Source organism: Sedimentisphaera cyanobacteriorum (assembly GCF_001997385.1).
In the GTDB taxonomy this organism is placed as follows: domain Bacteria; phylum Planctomycetota; class Phycisphaerae; order Sedimentisphaerales; family Sedimentisphaeraceae; genus Sedimentisphaera; species Sedimentisphaera cyanobacteriorum.
In genome coordinates, this window is the sequence record NZ_CP019633.1 from 2289153 (window position 1) to 2307202 (window position 18050).

Genomic DNA, 18050 nt, shown 5'->3' on the forward strand with positions numbered 1-18050 from the left:
ACTGAAGCGATTTAGAGCTCGAAATGGAAAACTTCAAGCAAAATTTACCTGAAAAGCAGATTATTGCGGTTTCTGCGAGTCCGAGAAAGGGCGGCAATTCTGATGCAGTTTTAGAAAGCATTTCTGCGGGAATCAGTGAAACAGGGATTTCCTGCAGGCAGATTCAGCTTAGGGATTTGGATTTCAAGTCCTGCATTGGATGCGAAAGGTGCAGGAAGGACAAGATCTGCACAGGCCTCAGCGACGATTTAACCGAGATTTACCCCTCATTCATCGAATCTCAGGGTTTGGTTCTGATTTCCCCAACGCACAACTACAACGTAACTGCAATGATGAAGGCCTTTATAGACAGGCTGTACTGCTTCTACAATTTTGAGAACACCGTTCCCCGCAGATGGAGCAGTCAGCTCAGCGGACAGGGCAGGAAGGCGGCTGCTGTTGGAATAGCAGAGCAGATGAATGAGAAGGATATGGGCTTCACCATTCCATCTATGAAACTCCCGCTCGAGGCGCTTGGCTATGAATTTGCAGATGAGCTTGCTGTTTTCGGTCTTTTCGACAGGGGCAGAGCCAAAGACTGCCCGGATGTTTTGGATAATGCCCGCAAGCTCGGGGGAAAACTTGCCGACTCACTCAAAAATTAACTGCCTGACTTTAAAGCTTGCCGATAGTAAAATAATTCGCAAATTCGCACTCCGTTTCGCCAAATCTGAGGTTACAAATTGGTGGAAAAAATGTTAAAATTGGCGTTTAAAAACCTTGCTTTTGAGTTATAATAGCCTTTATGTTTATTGTTGAAAGGTGAAAAAATGAAAAAGGCTTTTACTTTAATAGAGCTTTTGGTTGTTATATCAATCATAGCCCTTTTGATGGCTATCCTTATGCCCGCTTTGGGCAGGGCCAGAGAGCAGGCTAAAAACGTTGTATGCAAGACGAATATGCACGGCGCTGTTGTCGGTCTGAACGCATACCACGCCGACAACTACGACTACCCCAAGCACCCCTGCGCTCACGTGCGTCCGAATGCCCTCGCAAGAAACAAAACCTACAACCCCCAGGACCCCGAAAACAGCGATACTTACACCTACAAGTATCTGAAGGGCTATATTGATGATGTGGGCGTGTTTAACTGTCCTCTTTCGGGATTTGATGAAACAGATATTGCTATGAATGCAGGCGGCGAGCCGCTTACATATCAGGAGGCCTACCAGAACAAAAACGACTGGTTCCATAAGTCGAACAACAAAATCCTGAACTGCTCATACGCACTGTACTGGAACTACAAGCCGTATAAAAACAATCCGGGCGGGTTTGAAGGCCCGGGCAAGAGCTCCCAGTCCCAGTCCAGCCTGCTGATAAGCGACTACTTCGCATACTACAATCAGCTCAGGCCGTCCCAGAGCTGGGTTTGCACTCACAAGCTCGAGGGCGGCTCGCTTACCCGTTCAGACGGAATGCCCTATTACGCCCTGAAAGATGAAAGCCCCGGGCAGTGGGTTACTACTGATTCGGAGGGATTTACAGTGCTGAAAGAAAACTCGCCTTTTGATGATATCAAGCTAAACTGCGGCTACACCGACGGGAGCGTGAAATCTATCAAGGGCAGCGATACTATGAGGCAGAGGGCATACGCAGGCGCGGATGCATGGTGCGAGCACTTTATGCCCTCAAAGAGGCGCTGGTAGGATTATAAGCCACCCGATTTATCTCTCAAGCAGCTGAAAAACAAATAATCCTATTGAGGCAGGATTTGCAGCTGTCTTTCGCAAAATGGGGAATTGTTTTTCGCAAATTAGGGTTGTGCCTTTGAAGTTCGCCATTATATTAGAGGCCTGTTATTAAACAGCAAATTGTTTATTTTAACTGAATCTCAGCGGGAAAAACGGATATGATAAAAAGACGGGATTTCTTAAAGGCCTCAGCCGCAGCGGGCATTTCATTGAATTTCAGCCAGCCAGCCGCTTTTGGCGATTCTGATAAAAGCTCACTTCTGATTGAAGCAGTGCAGTTTGACAATACTGGCGGATGGAAGATTGATACGCAGTTCCACAACACTCTGGGCTTCAGTTATTTGCTTGCCCACGGGATGGGCAGCCCTGTGAAAAACGCTCAAACAAAAGCCCTATTTAAGAAAGCCGGTTTGTATAATGTCTGGGTGCATACAAAAGACTGGTGCCCGGGAAATTGGCACGCACCGGGCAGATTTAAGCTTAAGGTTGGCGGGGAATACCTAAACGAGATTTTCGGAAATAAACCCGGATGGAAATGGCATTACGGCGGGAAGATTCAAATCAGGCAGGGCGAAGCTCTTGTGGAGCTGGAAGACCTTACCGGCTTTGACGGGCGGTGTTCGGCGGTGTATTTCACTCAGGATGATAATGAAACGCCTCCGAATGATAGAGAAAAACTGCTCCGCTGGAGGCTTAATAAGAATGCAGGAGCTAAGGCGGCTGAAAAGAAAAAGTTTGATGTTGTTATAGCAGGCGGCGGTATAAGCGGCTGCGCAACGGCATTGGCCGCTGAATCTCAAGGCCTGAAGACTGCGTTAATTCACAACAGACCCGTGCTGGGCGGGAACGCCAGCGGGGAGATTCGTGTTCATACATTAGGCCTCCACGGGAATGCCGGAGATATATTAAGCAAGATCGATACCGAGCATTATCCCAACGGCTCAGAGAAGGCTTTTCACGATGACCGAAAACGCACGAAAAATATGAATGAAGCCGAAGGGGTATCCCAGTTTCTTATGCACACGCTGATTTCAGCAGATTCACAAGGGGGCGAAATAAAATCAATTCAGGCCTTCGAGCATTTAACAGGCAGAAGAACGATTTTCGAGGCAGAGGTTTTCATAGACTGCACAGGCGATGGATGGCTCGGCCGGCTTGCAGGGGCAGATTGGGTTTACGGCCGCGAGCCGGAATCTAAATACAGCGAAGGCTGGGATAAGCACGGCGATTTGTGGTGTCCTGAGAAGGCGGATAATCGGGTGATGGGGACGAGCGTTTTATGGAACACTGAAAAGGGAAGCGAAGAAGTTCAGTTTCCGGAAGTTCCTTGGGCAATGCCCGTTGCAAAAGACCACACCTCTCCCAGCGGCGAGTGGTACTGGGAATATTCGCATAACAGCCTCAATCAGATCAGCGATGCAGAACAGATACGAGACCATTTCTTCCGAGCTATATACGGCACATATTCAAACACAATCAAGCAGGACAAGCACAAAAAAAGAAGGCTCAAGTGGGTTGGGTACAATGCGGGGAAACGAGAATCTGCACGCCTGCTCGGGGATTATATCTACACGGGCAATGATGCGTTTGAGTCGAAAAAATTCAATGATGCGGTTGCGGTGGAGAAGCGCTCGATTGATGTTCATTATCAGCGATCGCTCACCGGCTCTAAGTATGATTTTCTCTCTGAGGCAATCTACCGAAAGCCTAAAGAGAAATTTTATTACATCCCCTTCCGCAGTCTTTATTCTCGGAATATAGGCAATCTTATGATGGCAGGCAGATGCTTCAGCTGCTCGCACATCGGCCTTGGCGGGCCGCGTGTTATGAACACCTGCGGACAGATGGGGGCTGCTGCGGGATTTGCTGCTGCTCTGTGCAGAAAATTCGATAAATCCCCAAGGCAGGTTGGCAAAGACCATATCGGAGAGCTTAGGAAGCTGTGCAAATTTTAGCCTTCAATACTCTTCTCGATACACGTATATAGCCGGCAAAGCCTGCACACTTTCTCATTCTGTTTGAATCTAACACTTCCTGCGGGGTATCCCTGCTGAGTTGATACTCCAAGTTTGCGCTTTTTGATTCTTCGTAAAATGGTGAATTATTTTCGCAAAATGGGGTTTTATTACAAGAAAATTATGCAATCATATTATTTAAGTTTTGCTGAATGATTAAAGAAAGGTTTAGAGCTATAAACAATAATCCGGAAATTGAAAAAATAGGTGTCAGGATAAATGGAAGTTCGGGTTGTTGTCAGCCTTTTATGTTAAAAGCCCTTAGTGATATTCCCTTTCACCGCAAATCTGAGCGGTAAGAAGCTGATGAACGCCCTTTCTGAATGCGTTCGGTGCGGGAATTTTTGTGTTTCTCATTAAAGAGTATTTTGTTATGTTAAATTTTTAAGGTGTTAGATTATGATGACGAAAAAGCTTTTCAAAAATTGTTTTCTGATTGTTAGTTTCATTTCTTTGAGTATTTGCGGCAGAGCTTACGGCTTGGCTGATGTTATTGAAACATTTAATGACTATCAGACCGGTGATTTGCGTGATACTTCCGGCAAAGGCACTGGATTTTCGAGTGAGGCTGATACATGGGAGGCTAATACAAGCCATTACAAAGCGAGGGAGGATGATCTATCTGCGCCGGCGGAAACCGGCTATGCCCTCGAGCAGAGCGGAACTGCTCAGAGCGTTCAAGGGCAGTCAACTAACCAGCGCCGTCAAAGCAGAAGACTTGATCACGAAGAGCTTGTAGGTACAAGCTGGTTTTCCTTTTTAGTGAAGAACACTAAATCTACTCAGATTGCAGGAATTGATTTTTACGACGGTTCATATTACGACAGCTACCATGTGGATAAGGCAAGGGAAATTTCCCTGCGGGGGACGAGCCTTTATGTTGAAGGAAGCGGCGGTACAGGTGAAAGCGGTATTGACGTAAGCAGCAAGACCTCTCTGAATGAAAACGCTTTAATACTCGGGAAATTTATGCCAAATGGCCTTTCCGAATCTGCTAATCTTCAGGTTTGGGTGAACCCTGATGTTTCTAATGACGCCGCCGGCCTTGGCACGCCCGATTTCGAGCAGCTCAGCGACCTTGGCTGGGGCAATATGGACAGGCTGAAAAATCTCGGCCTTCTCGCCTATGATACCGAAGGCAGCTGGGGCGGCCAGATTGATTCTTTGTATATCAGCAATGAAACTTCGGCTTTTCAGGATGTTACCGGTGTACCTGAACCTGCCGCTTTAACCCTCTTAGCTCTGGGCGGTCTGGCGTTAAGGAGAAGGCAGAAACTTCGATCTTAAGGAATTGGAATCCTTCATTATTATTTTCCATATTTCCAAAACTGATTTGCTTGAGAATTAACGGAGAATAATAAAAAACATTTAAGGCTGCTTGTTAAAATGCTTTCAATCTTTTTTGCATGAATAGATTTACCAACCTGTAACTAAAAAAGCATTTCTTTTTCGGTCTTCGTAAAATGGGGAATTATTTTCGCAATTTGGGGTTGTAGAAAAAAGTGATTATGCGAAGATACACTCGACGTATATTTGAATTGTTATCGCAGCGGCTTCAAAGCCGAGAATTAAAATTAAATTCTTAAAAGGAGAAATTGTGAAAAATAGGAAAAATCGAACTTCCGGTTTTACTCTTATTGAACTGCTTGTTGTTATTTCCATCATCGCTTTGCTCATGTCAATTCTTATGCCTGCTCTAAATAAGGCCCGCGAACAGGCCCGCAATGTTGTATGCCAGAGCAATGTAAAGCAGTGGGGGCTTATTTTCAGTATGTACACCGATGACAGCGACGGATATTTCCCCGCAGATTGTCATAAAGATGACGGCAGATGGACGTGGTTTTTATCAATGAAGCCCTATTATGCGGGCAAATTTGAGATTCTTCTGTGTCCGACAACCAAGGCCGCTCCGGAAGACAGAGGGGGGAGGCTGAATAACCGCTGGCAGTGGAACGTCCGCTGGTGGACCCCGAACGTTTTTGAGACAGAGATGCTGGAAGACAGAGATGCCGAAGAGCTTGGAGGCAGCTATGGACAGAACTGGTGGGTTACGAGCAATGATTCATGGACTGCTACCTACCCTACAGAGAATAAATTCAAGCGGGTTGACAATGTTCAAAAGCCCTCTTCTGTTCCTGTAATCGGAGACTGCGGTTCGTTTGTGGTTCGCCCTACCAGATTTGCAGATCCTCCCGAAAGCGACGGTGATTACTCTTATGAAAGCTCTAATGAGATGAAGCGTGTTTGCACGAATCGTCATAACAACGGCCGGGTTAACTGGGTTTTCGCAGACTTTTCCGTTCAGCAGGTTAAGCTCAAAGAGCTTTGGGATATACCTTGGCACCGCAAATGGAAGCCGAGGGAAGATGAGATCGAATGGCCGGACTGGATGCGTTCTCTGCCGGAATGACTGCGTTTTTAAGGCTTTTCTCTAAATCAAAGAGTATTTTTTAATGTTAAATTATTTTTTAAGGCGGAAAATTATGATGAAGAAATTTTTACTGTTGATGGTTGTGTCCATTATGTGTTTGGCCGGTACTTCTCAAGCACTTTTTGTGATGGATAATTTTAATGAGCTTGATGTGGCAGAGATGCGCTGGACTGCATCCGACAGCGGCGTTGGTTTTGCCCCAGGCTCGGGCTGGCACGTTAATACCTCCACGATTCGTTTGCGGGATCGGGATCTGACAGCTCCTTCAAGTACCAACTTCGGCTTAACCCAGACAGGAAATACACGTCTTGTTCAGGGTACTTATGAGGGCGAGCGTCAGCAGGCCCGTCAAATAGCCGAATTGATGGACGGGACAGTTTGGTTCAGCTTCTTGTACAAGCATGTTTCCGAAGGTTCCGGAGGCGGCCTTGGTTTCAACAGAAGCGGCTATTCCACAACCGCTCCGAGGGTTATTGCTGATCAGGGCGATTTGATACTGGATTTCTCTGAGGATGAGTATGATGTAGTTTTATCCGATGTTTTGAACGCGGGAGAAACCTATCTGATTGTTGGAAGGATTGAAGTTGATGCCGGCGATAACGGCGAAGATTATGTTTCAGTTTGGCTGAATCCCGATGTAACCAATCCGGGCATGGCAGCAGCGTCTCAAAGCGGGGCAGATTTCGTAGGCGACGGCATTGATTATTTGTGTCTGCCCAGTTTTTACACAGGCAGTATAAACGTCGGCGGGGAGATAGATATGGTGTATGCAAGCAATGATGCTGATGCATACAAAGATGTTACCGGAGCGGATTATCCATCGTATGCCTACAGCCCAACCCCTTCAAATGGGCAGAATGGCGTTGGAGAAGTAACAGATTCACAGGTTGAGCTTACCCTTTCCTGGAAAACCGGCGCCGACCCTGATGGAGTGGAAGATTATGACCCGAGGATAAAGAAGCATTATGTTTATCTAAACAGTGCGGATGAAATAGACCCCAACAACCCCGACCTGACACTGGTTGAAACAGTTTCAGTAACAGGTGCAGATGCCTCATCAAGCGTGCTTACCCTCGATTTAAACGGCCAATACTACTGGCTTGTTGAAGAGGGGCTGGAAGACGGACAGGGCGGAGTTTATCCTGCCGGGGATGAAAACAACTTTCAAGGAGAGCTTTGGTCTTTCCAAACAAAGGAAAGTGTTCCGGTAATCGAAGGCCAGCCTGAGGATCAGGTTGTGTTTGAGGGCGAAACAGCAAACTTTGAAATAACAGCCGCTTCTGAAAAGCCAATAACGAATTATCAGTGGTATAAATCCACTGATGATACTAACCAAACACCTGCTGATGATACAGCTCTTGATTCAGGAGCTTCTCTTAATTTGATTGCTATTGAGAATGCAGCGGCTTCAGATGAGGGATACTACTATTGCGTGGTTTCAAACAGCGCAGGTGATAAAGCCTCGCAAACTGCAGTTTTAGGCCTCAAAAAGATTCTTGCACACTGGACTATGAACCAAAGCGATGTGCTTGGAGGTGAACTGCTGGATGTGCAAAGCGGAAATAATGCTGTAATTCAGGGAACGCCGGAATTTGCACAAGGGGCTGACGGCGCAGAAAACGGCGCTCTGGTTATCTCTGAAGACGTGTATGCTTCAGCTCCAGGGACTATAGACCCGCCATCTGATTTCGGAATGATGAGCTTGAGCGTCTGGGTAAACTGGCACGGGCCGTTAGGCTCTAATTACCAGAGGATTATCTCTAAATCCACAGACAGCTGGTCGAGCACAAATTCCTCATGGACACTCGGTAATCAGGCTGGACAGCAGGGAAGCGGAAACATAAGCTACTATTCATACAATGCAGCGGGAACCTCTTCAGCAGAGATGGTTAATGATCAGGCCGAATCCCCCGATACTTTCCAGCATTATGTCTTGGTTTATGACGGGCAGGAAGCTAAGACCTATTTTGACGGACAGCTTGCTGCTGTGGATGAAATTGACGTGGCTGATTTCTACAATCAAGCCGCTGCTGCTGCGCCAATTGCAATTGGTGCCGGATACGCAGATGACGGGGCTCACCGATTCAACGGTGCACTGGATGATATTCGGATCTACAACTACAGCCTCTCTGCAGATGAGGTAGGAGACCTCTATTATGATGTAACTGGAGAGCCGGCATGTGTTTATCCAGTTGAATACGGCGATTATGACAACGACTGCGATGTAGATGTTGCAGATTTGATGATTTTTATTATGAACGGTTGGCTTGACTGCGGTTTGTATCCAGAAGAAGGCTGCATGTAAATTAAGCTGATGAGTAAAATCAATACAGAAAGGAAATTATTATGAATAAAAAGCATACGAAAAAGTGTTTCCTCTTTTGCGCAGTCTTGTGTCTGGTTCTTTCGGGAACTCTTTACGGGCAGGCGGATGTAATAGCGACATTTAATGATATGACCACAGGCGGTATGCGGGAGAACGACGGTCAGCCGGCCGGTACTGGTGTTGGCTTTTCAACAGATTACTGGCAGGCAAATACATCTCACTGCAAAGTAAGGGAAGATAACCTTGCTGCACCTTCAAGCACCGGTTATTCGATTGTGCAGACTGGCACAGCTCAGTGCGTGCAGGTGCAGTCGATACACCAGAGAAGGCAGTATCGCGAGCTGATACATGAAAATCTCGTTGGCAGCTGCTGGATATCATTTCTTGCTAAAAATACAAAATCAACGAATGTTACCGGAATTGATTTTGATGAATATGTCAGCTACTGGGTAAATAAAGACAGGGAAATCTCGCTTCGCGGGACAAACCTGTATGTTCAAGGCAGCGGGGGCACCGGCTCCGGCGGGATCGACGTTAGCAGTAAATACGCAATTGGCGAGACAGCCTTGGTTCTCTGCAAGTTTATGCCGAATGCGTATTCATCTCCTGCCCACCTGCAGGTTTGGGTGAATCCAAATACTGCAAACGGTCCGGACGGCCTTGGCACGCCCGATTTCGAGCAGCTCAGCGACCTTGGCTGGGGCGAAATGGACAGGCTGAAAGGTCTCGGCCTGCTAGCCTATGATACCGACGACCACTGGGGCGGCCTGATAGATGCTGTATATATCAGCCAAGGTGATGATGCATTCTACGATGTGGTTGGCGTAAATCTCAATGCTTATTCCCCAAGTCCTGAAAGCGGAGAAGAAGGCGTGGGTGTTAAGAATAACGGTAATGTCGATGTTACCCTCGAATGGAAAACCGGAAGAGATGACAGCACCTCTGACCCGCAGCCGTATAACCCTGATATCAAAAAACATTATCTTTATATGAGCAGCGGCGTGGAAGGTGATACTGACCTCGAACTTAAAGCCTCCCTTGATGTAACCGGCCTTAATGAATCCTATTCGACAACTCTCAATCTTGACGGAAAATACTACTGGCTTATCGAAGAAGGCCTTGATGACGGCACAGGTTCAGCGAATCCTCCGGGCGACCCGAACAACTATGTAAGCGCAGTTTGGGAGTTTGAAACATTAAAGAGTGTGCCTGTGGTAACAGCTCAGCCGGAAGATGTGTTTGTTGGTATTGGAGATACTGCTGAGCTGAGCGTTAGCGTGTCCACTATGTCAAGCGAAAGCTATCAGTGGTATAAATCTCTGGATGATGCCGTTGATACTGGCGAAGATGATTCATTAATAGCCGGCGCTGATTCAAACACCTTAACAGTGTACTCTGCAGCTGTTGAGGATGAGGCATACTATTACTGCGAAATTACCAACAGCAGCGGCACAACCGTTTCTGATACAGCATCTCTGGGAGTAAAGAGACTGATGGCTAAGTATTCAATGGATCAGGCCGATTATGATGGAAGCTCCTATCTTGACTCAAGCCCTGAAGATGGAACTGCACATGATGCACAGCTGGTAGGCGAAGTGGATGTCCAGTTTGTAACAGGAGCTGACGGCACGCCAAACGGTGCTGTTAAGATTGATCCTAACAGTGTTGCAAATGCAGGCACTTGGAATCCCTCAGAATTCAGCAATGAGCTTACTGCTGCTTTCTGGGTTGAATGGGACGGCGTAAGCGATGTTCGTCAGGGCTATCTGGGCAAATCGGTTGACTTGAATGCCGGAAATATGTGGTTTATCCGCGGTCAGTATGTCAGCAGTACAAGTATGAAGTTGATGAGAAACGGCAGCTACGGGCCTGCAGCAGGACCTTTGACTGATGATAACCAGTGGCAGTTTGTAGCGTTTACCGTCTCAGATAATAACGCAAACTGCTATGTGAATGGAATTAACAGCGGCACTTCCGATTTTACTTTAGGCTCAGACCCTGAAGACCTTGCAGCCCCTATCTGGATAGGGCGATTTAGTGAACTCTCGCCTGAAAGGATTGCGAACGCTTCTATGGATGATGTTCGAATCTACAATTACGCCCTGAGCCCGGAAGAGATTGCTCAGCTGTATTACGATGTATCAGGAGAGCCGATTTGCATAGACCCCCCAGACCCCGCTTACGATTTGAGCGGACCTGAAGGTATGCCGGACTGTAAGGTTGATATGTATGATTTTGTTCAAATCGCAAAAAAATGGTTTGAATGCGGCCTTTATCCGGCCTCCTTATGCTTTGAATGAAAAATTTAATTTAATAATTCTTTAGAAGACTGTAATTTAATAGGGGCTGGGCTCTTCGGCTTAGCCCCCTATATTAAGACACGAACTGTTATCTATATCTGCAGCAACTGGGAAATTTGAGGTAATTTAATTTGATTAATATAGAACAGCCGGCCGATAAACGAGAGTTTAGGCAGGAAAATATTCAATGCGACCTTGCAGTTATCGGCGGCGGACTTGCCGGCGTATGCGCAGCTGTTACCGCTGCCCGAGAGGGCTTGAGCGTTGCCTTGGTTCAGGACAGGCCGGTTCTCGGGGGGAATGCATCCAGCGAAGTTCGTCTTTGGGCACTTGGAGCCACCTCTCATAAAGGCAATAACAATCGCTGGTCTCGTGAGGGCGGGGTGATCGATGAAATACTTGTTGAAAATATATATCGCAACCCCGAGGGGAATCCTGTAATCTTCGATACTGTGATCCTTGAGAAGGTAGTCGAAGAGCCGAATATAAATTTACTGCTGAATACTTCGGCTGTTAAAATAACTAAAAAAGAAAATCAAAAAATTGAATCAGTAACAGCATTCTGTTCACAGAATTCAATTTTATACAATATTTCAGCTCCTTTGTTTTGCGATGCCTCCGGGGACGGTGTAACAGCGTATCTTGCGGGTGCAGAATTTCGAATGGGCGCCGAGAGCAGAGAAGAATTTGATGAAAAATTCGCACCTTCATTAGAGTACGGCGCATTGATGGGTCATTCAATCTTTTTCTATTCAAAGGATACCGGCAAACCCGTTCGCTTTGTACCTCCAAGCTATGCATTGAAGGATATAAAACAAATACCTCGATATCGCAATTTTGGGAAAAATCATTATGGCTGTCAGCTTTGGTGGGTAGAATACGGCGGGCGTCTTGATACGGTGCACGATACAGAGAAAATCAAATGGGAGCTGTGGAAGATTGTTTACGGGATATGGGATTATATAAAAAATTCCGGCAGCTTTCCGGGCACTGAAAATATGACTCTTGAGTGGGTAGGAATGATTCCCGGCAAGCGTGAAAGCCGGCGTTTTATCGGCGACTATATACTTGTACAAAATGATATAGTGCGTCAGAAAGAGCATTACGATGCTGTTTCCTACGGCGGCTGGGCAATCGATCTGCACCCGGCAGACGGGATTTACAGCAGACTGCCCGGGTGCGACCAATGGCATTCCAAGGGCGTTTATCAGATTCCATACCGGTGTATGTACAGCAAGGATATTGAAAACCTTTTCCTTGCAGGCAGGATTATGAGCACTTCTCACGTAGCAAACGGGTCCACCCGCGTTATGCTTACATGTGCGCATAACGCTCAGGCAGTTGGAATGGCTTCAGTTTTGTGCGTTCGTGATAAATGCCTGCCGAGGGATGTCGCTGAGCCTGAGAAGGTTTCTCTGCTCCAGCAGAAACTTCTCAAATGCGGGCAGTACATCCCGGGCATTAAACTTGAAGACCCCGAAGATATAGCTAAAGAGGCCGCAATCAGCGTTTCCAGCGAATTGAAGCTTTCGAAACTTGATAATAAAGGCCCGCTGCTTACTTTACACGATTCAATGGCAATGCTCTTTCCGGCAAGAAAAGGCAGTAATATTTTTGTCTCATTTGAAATTTTTGCAGATAAAGAAACTGAACTGATTGTCGAGCTCAAATCAAGCAGCAGGATTGGTAATTTTACTCCGGATCTGCTTCTGGAAAGGAAAAAGATTTCCATTTCCCCCAAAACTGCATCTGAAAGCTGCAGAGCTAAAGAAAAGGTGAAGTTGTATTCAGGTGCTGACGGGGGTGTTAATTCAGGGGCAGCTGCTTTTACGCAAAAGTTTAATCAAACCTCCGAGGACTCTTTCTCTCAGGGCAATATTGAAATTGAATTCGAGTCTATACTGGAAACTGATCAGTACGTGTTTATCTGCCTCCGGAAAAATCCCGATATCCATATCCGCTGCAGCAGTCAGCATATTACCGGGGTTCTGTCTGTAGTTTCAAAGGGTAATTTTAGAGTCAGCAACGGAAATATACAAAAGCCGGATAAGGATATTGGCGTTGATGAAATGGAATTCTGGATTCCGCAGCGCTGGCCGAACTGTCATCTGCTCTCGTGCAGATTTAAATCTGCGATTGAAGCTTTCGGCCCTGATAATTTGACTAACGGATTTGCCAGGCCTTTCAAAGGGGCGAATGCCTGGGTTGCAGATTTTGATGACCGTTCACCGGAGGCTGTCCTTGAATGGGAGAAACCAAAATCTATTAAAAAAATTGAACTGGCTTTTGATACCGATTTCGACCATCCAATGGAATCGGTTTTTATGGGACACACTTATCACACAGTACCTTACTGTGTTAGGGAATACCTTATATCAGATTCACAGGGCAGGGTGGTTTACGAATGCAGGGAAAACCATAAGACTCGTAATGTTATAACATTTGATGAGCCTGTAACCACTGATAAGCTTATAATTCAGCTTCAAAGGCCTGATGTGAATATACCTGCTGCGCTGTTTGAAGTGCGGTGTTATGAATAGATGCTGCTTATATTTTTTACAAAAAAGCTAAAGCAGCTGAGCGAATCTGTTTACCTTAATACAAACTGCCTGTTCAAAAAAGAAAGGACTGCAAATTGAACGGATTGGATTACATAGTACTCGGCTTTTACCTTTTAGGAATCTTGTTTGTTGGTATGCTTTTTACCCGCAAGAATAAGAGCTCTGCTGATATGTTTGCCGCAGGCGGGCAGTCCCCTTGGTGGACAAGCGGGCTGAGCGGGTTTATGACGATGTTCTCCGCAAATACGTTTGTAGTGTGGGGCGGAATTGCATATAAGTACGGTATGGCAGCTGTTGCCATTAATTTGATGTACGGGGTTGCTGCGCTGCTGGTTGGGTATTTCGTTGCAGGTAAATGGAAAAAGATTGGAATAAAAAGCCCTGCAGAGTTCATTCAGCTCAGGTACGGGAATAAAGCGCTTCATTTTTATACATGGTTTATGATGACCTTCCGTATGGTTGGAACTGCCGGTTCGCTTTATGCGCTGGGAACAATTTTTACCGCTCTTCTGACCAATGGAGACTACAGCCTTTCAGCTCTGAATATTGCTATTATTATATTCGGCGGGATTGTAGTACTTTATACGATGTTTGGCGGCCTCTGGGCAGTTCTTATGACTGATACTCTTCAGTTTATCCTGCTGAATCTTGCAGTATTATTTGTTGTTCCGCTGGCCTTTATGAAGGTAGGCGGGGTAGGAGAATTTATAAACAAGGCTCCTGAGAACTTTTTCCTGCCTGTGGGAGGCAGTTATACGTGGTTCTTCCTTGCAGGCTGGTGCGTAATTCATTTCTTTATGATTGGTGCTGAGTGGGCATTTGTGCAGCGTTTTATATGTGTTCCCTCGGCGAAAGAGGCCAAGAAAAGCTCGTATCTGTTCGGTATTTTATATTTGGTAAGCCCCTTGCTCTGGCTTCTGCCTCCAATGCTCTGGAGGGTGCAGTCGCCGATTCCTGAAGGCGCTACAGAGCAGGAAATTCGAGTTCTCTCGGAAAATGCGTACATCCTTTCCTGCAAATCTGTTTTGCCGGTCGGGATGGTGGGGCTGATGGTTGCCGCTATGTTCTCCGCCACGGCCAGTATGGTCAGCTCGCAGCTGAATGTTTTCTCCGGAGTGTTGACGAACGATATATACCGCCCACTGCGAGGCGGAAAATTGAGCGATTCTCAGATGGTCTGGGCGGGGCGTTATTTTACAATACTGCTCGGGGCAGTCCTTGTGGGGATTGCAATCTCAATCCCGTATTTGGGCGGTGCGGAGAAGGTTATTATATCCATTACTGAATTAATGGTTGTAGCTCTGCTCGCACCAACCCTTTGGGGACTCTTCAGCAAAAAGATTAACTCCTTCGCAGTTTGGATCACAGCTTCGACAGGTTTCATTTCAGGATGCATTGTTCGTTTCGGTCTTAGCCCGGAGGGCTTTCTCAGCGGGTTTGAGCCGTTATCCGGATTAAGCAGCTGGGTGGGCTCTCATTCCACTGAAACAAAGACATTTACAGGCGTTCTGCTGCCTGTTATAACTCTTGCAGTAATACAGATGTTTTCAAGGAAAAGGTCTGAAGGGTATGATAAGATTCAGGCTCTGGAGGCTGAAGAGGATAAACTGAAAAGAAGCGGCGCTGTGAAGGCAAGCAGCCTTCCTGCGATTATTGTGGCATGGAGTCTTGCTGTATGCGGTCTGCTTATGCTGGTGTTGAGCTTTTTCGGCAAAGAATCTTCCGGTGTGATTCTAACATTCGCATTAACATTGTTTGCAATTTCCGGTTTTATAGTTATCGGTATTTCAAGAATGAGCAAAAAGGGAAAGATAGGATGATTATATGAACAAGACTGGTCTGAAGATAATACTGCTTGCATCTCTATGCGGTGCGGCATTCTCCGCTGAGCTGAAAAATGATGCTTATACTGTCCAAACGCTCGATCAGAGCAGGGTCGAACTGAGGCATAAAGATGCCGGCGTATGGGATTTAGAGATGCGGTTTTGCGTGCTCTTTACAGATAAAAATCCAAGACCTGCCTCGCGTCCGGGTGAAGTGCCGAATGTGAAGTACAATGTAGTTACATGGGAGAATAAGAGCCTTGAATCAGGTGCCGGGCTGGATTCAAGCCAGAGTGATTATTTGGCTGTAGGCGACGGATTCGATCCGAGCATACTTGAGGGCTCAAGGGACAGCCGTACCGCAAATCTCTTTTATGCCGCTCCGCAGGTGTCCGTTTCGGCTGAACGGATGGTGCACAGGGGCTCTTCGATTATATACGTTTTCCCCGAGCACCCCTTGTTTACTCTTCGCGCGAGGCTTAAAATCACAGAGGGTGATGCCCCGCCGGCTTTGGAATATAGCTTTACGCCGAAAAAGGACGGCTATTACTCTGTAGGATATGCGGGCTCACCGGAATACCAGCTGGAAGAGCTTGATGAGATTTGGCAGCCGCTGCTCTGGCAGGAAAAGCGCTTCCCAAATAAGCCCTTTATGACAATGGCGTATCGCTGCACAATCCCCTCAGCTCTGATAACTAAAAACGGCAGTACTTTCGGGATGGTTGTTGACCCGGAGGAATATCCGTTTGAAGAGCTTCCCGTGTTTGATAATTCGCGGTTCGGGGTTGCCGTGCGGAATAAAGAGGGGCTCGCTGAGCCGATGGTTTTTGCGCCGGTGCTTGGCGGTATTAATTCCAAGATGAAGGCCGGGCAGAGCTTTTCATTCTCGCTCCGCCCTACTGCTGTTAAAGGCAGAACAACCGAAGCATTTGAATATATAGCCCGCAGGCTTTACGGCTTTGATAACTACAGGAAAAATTCAATCTGTACTTTGAATCAGACGCTGGAAAATATGATTGATTACGGTATGAGCCGCTGGAGCCGTTTTCTGGAAGACCAGAAGGGCTGCAGCTATGCTACCGATGCGCCCGGAACGGTGAAAAACGTTTCTTCCCTGAATCCGCTTGAGCTGGCTATTGCTGCAGATAATGAAGAAATTTTCAAACGCAGGGCATATCCTTATATAGAGTATATGCTGTCTCGAAAGAAATTCCTGTTTACCACAAACGAAAAGCAGAAAATTCAAAGGCCTTCATACACACTTGAAGGCCCCTGCGCCCCGATTTCTGAGCTTAGTTCATTGTTCGGCATTTTCGAAGAGGCAACGCCGGCGTTCAAGGAGCTTGCTGTTCAGGAATTTCACCGCAGCCGAGTTCGAAATCTGGATGTTCAGCAGTCTGGAAAAAGCTGGGAGAATGCACTTTTCCTGTACGAGGCAGTGAAAGACAGAAAATATCTCGATTTTGCAAAAAGCAGAGCGGATGAATATATAAAGCAAAGGGTTGAAAAGCCCCAGACTGCTTTTGACGACCCTCAGGCAGGTGCATTTTTCTTTTGGACAGCCTTCACCCCGAAGTTTATTCAATTGCTTGAGCTGTATGAGGTTACTAAAGAACAAAGGTATCTGGAGGCTGCGCATGAAGGGGCAAGAAGGTTTACCCAGTTTACTTGGATGAGTCCAAAAATCCCCGAGAGAGATATTCTCGTGAACGAGGGGGGCAAGGCCCCGCTGTACTGGTACTTAAAGAGCAAAGGCCATAAGCAGATGTATATTCCCGAAGAAAAAGTCCCGGCCTGGCGGCTCTCCTCCATCGGTCTTACCCCGGAGTCCACAGGTACCTGCACAGGCCATCGTGCGATTTTTATGGCCAATTATGCCCCTTGGCTGATTCGTATCGGCTATTACACAGACGATTCATTCCTCAGGGAAGTGGGGCGTTCTGCGATTGTCGGGCGATACTGCAGCTTCCCGGGATACCACATCAATACGGCAAGAACCACTGCCTATGAAAAGCCCGATTATCCTCTGCGCGAGCACAAGGAGCTCAGCGTGAATTCCTTTCATTACAATCACATCTGGCCTATGATGTCGATGCTTCTGGATTATCTGGTTACAGAGACTATGGCTCGTTCGGATAAACAGATCGATTTCCCATCTCACTTTATAGAAGGCTATGCCTACCTTCAGAATAAGTTTTACGGCACTCAGAAGGGACGTTTCTATGATTATCAGGACGCTGTGCTGTGGATGCCGAGCGGACTGCTGGACGTTGATAATGTTGAGATTAACTATATCTCGGCTAGAGGGGATAATGCCCTGTATTTGGCTTTTCTGAACGAATCGGATAAGCAGGCAGAAGGCAGGGTATCGCTGAATCAGGAGCTTGTTTCATTAGACAGCTGCAAAGTCCGGCTGCTGAGTGCAGGCGGGAAAGCCTCTAAGGAGATCTCTTCCGGGGATTTCGATATTAAAATTCCTCCCAGAGGGCTCACGGCAGTTGCGATAGAAGGCGCTGAAATCCAAACACGTTTTCAGCATAAGGTGATGGGGGTAACCGCTGAGGATGCTTGGGATAAAGGGTTTGTCGAATTTGACAGTCCTGCAGGCAGGGCTGCGGTTCTCAATCTCGGGAAAGCAGCGAAAACTGTATATGTCTATCTCAAAGACAGCAAGGAAGATTTCCGTAATGTCGATATGATTTATGATGACGGCTCGGGCAAAAACAGAATCCAAGACGATTCTTTCCCATGGGAGTTCACTGTCCCGATTGATTCGGCTCTCAGCAGCTTCAGCTTCGTTATTGAAGGCAGCGGGCAGGACGGTGAAAAGGTAATTTCAAAGGAATATTTATTGCAGAAGTAAA

10 protein-coding genes are annotated in these 18050 nt (G+C 46.7%); all 10 read left to right on the forward strand.

What is annotated here, in order from left to right; genetic code table 11:
• Positions 1-23 precede the first annotated feature (23 nt).
• Complete coding sequence (locus tag L21SP3_RS09280) at positions 24-644, forward strand: flavodoxin family protein (protein ID WP_077540875.1); 621 nt, start codon at positions 24-26, stop codon at positions 642-644.
• A gap of 165 nt (positions 645-809) precedes the next feature.
• Positions 810-1685 (forward strand): type II secretion system protein, encoded by an 876-nt coding sequence (locus L21SP3_RS12170; RefSeq protein WP_077540877.1) that lies wholly within the window; start codon positions 810-812, stop codon positions 1683-1685.
• Between the two features lie 203 nt (positions 1686-1888).
• Complete coding sequence (locus tag L21SP3_RS09290) at positions 1889-3685, forward strand: FAD-dependent oxidoreductase (RefSeq protein WP_077540879.1); 1797 nt, start codon at positions 1889-1891, stop codon at positions 3683-3685.
• Between the two features lie 459 nt (positions 3686-4144).
• A complete protein-coding gene (locus L21SP3_RS09295; protein WP_077540881.1) occupies positions 4145-5032 on the forward strand; it encodes a hypothetical protein in 888 nt (295 codons plus the stop codon).
• 310 nt (positions 5033-5342) lie between these two features.
• Positions 5343-6155 carry a type II secretion system protein gene (locus tag L21SP3_RS09300; RefSeq protein ID WP_077540883.1) on the forward strand — a complete coding sequence of 271 codons (813 nt, stop codon included), beginning with the start codon at positions 5343-5345 and terminating at the stop codon, positions 6153-6155.
• Positions 6156-6228: 73 nt separating this feature from the next.
• On the forward strand, positions 6229-8481 hold the full coding sequence (locus L21SP3_RS09305) for a LamG-like jellyroll fold domain-containing protein (RefSeq protein ID WP_161488167.1): 2253 nt from the start codon (positions 6229-6231) through the stop codon (positions 8479-8481).
• Positions 8482-8522: 41 nt separating this feature from the next.
• Positions 8523-10802 (forward strand): LamG-like jellyroll fold domain-containing protein, encoded by a 2280-nt coding sequence (locus tag L21SP3_RS09310; protein ID WP_077540887.1) that lies wholly within the window; start codon positions 8523-8525, stop codon positions 10800-10802.
• A 134-nt stretch (positions 10803-10936) separates the two neighbouring features.
• Positions 10937-13342 (forward strand): FAD-dependent oxidoreductase, encoded by a 2406-nt coding sequence (locus tag L21SP3_RS09315; RefSeq protein WP_118084577.1) that lies wholly within the window; start codon positions 10937-10939, stop codon positions 13340-13342.
• A 95-nt stretch (positions 13343-13437) separates the two neighbouring features.
• A complete protein-coding gene (locus L21SP3_RS09320; protein ID WP_118084542.1) occupies positions 13438-15183 on the forward strand; it encodes a sodium:solute symporter family transporter in 1746 nt (581 codons plus the stop codon).
• Between the two features lie 4 nt (positions 15184-15187).
• Positions 15188-18049 (forward strand): hypothetical protein, encoded by a 2862-nt coding sequence (locus L21SP3_RS09325; protein ID WP_077540891.1) that lies wholly within the window; start codon positions 15188-15190, stop codon positions 18047-18049.
• Position 18050: the final 1 nt, after the last annotated feature.

Coding starts and splice junctions, on each gene's coding strand:
- L21SP3_RS09280 (WP_077540875.1), top strand. CDS start 24: ATGGAAAACTTCAAGCAAAATTTACCTGAAAAGCAGATTATTGCGGTT.
- L21SP3_RS12170 (WP_077540877.1), top strand. CDS start 810: ATGAAAAAGGCTTTTACTTTAATAGAGCTTTTGGTTGTTATATCAATC.
- L21SP3_RS09290 (WP_077540879.1), top strand. CDS start 1,889: ATGATAAAAAGACGGGATTTCTTAAAGGCCTCAGCCGCAGCGGGCATT.
- L21SP3_RS09295 (WP_077540881.1), top strand. CDS start 4,145: ATGATGACGAAAAAGCTTTTCAAAAATTGTTTTCTGATTGTTAGTTTC.
- L21SP3_RS09305 (WP_161488167.1), top strand. CDS start 6,229: ATGATGAAGAAATTTTTACTGTTGATGGTTGTGTCCATTATGTGTTTG.
- L21SP3_RS09310 (WP_077540887.1), top strand. CDS start 8,523: ATGAATAAAAAGCATACGAAAAAGTGTTTCCTCTTTTGCGCAGTCTTG.
- L21SP3_RS09325 (WP_077540891.1), top strand. CDS start 15,188: ATGAACAAGACTGGTCTGAAGATAATACTGCTTGCATCTCTATGCGGT.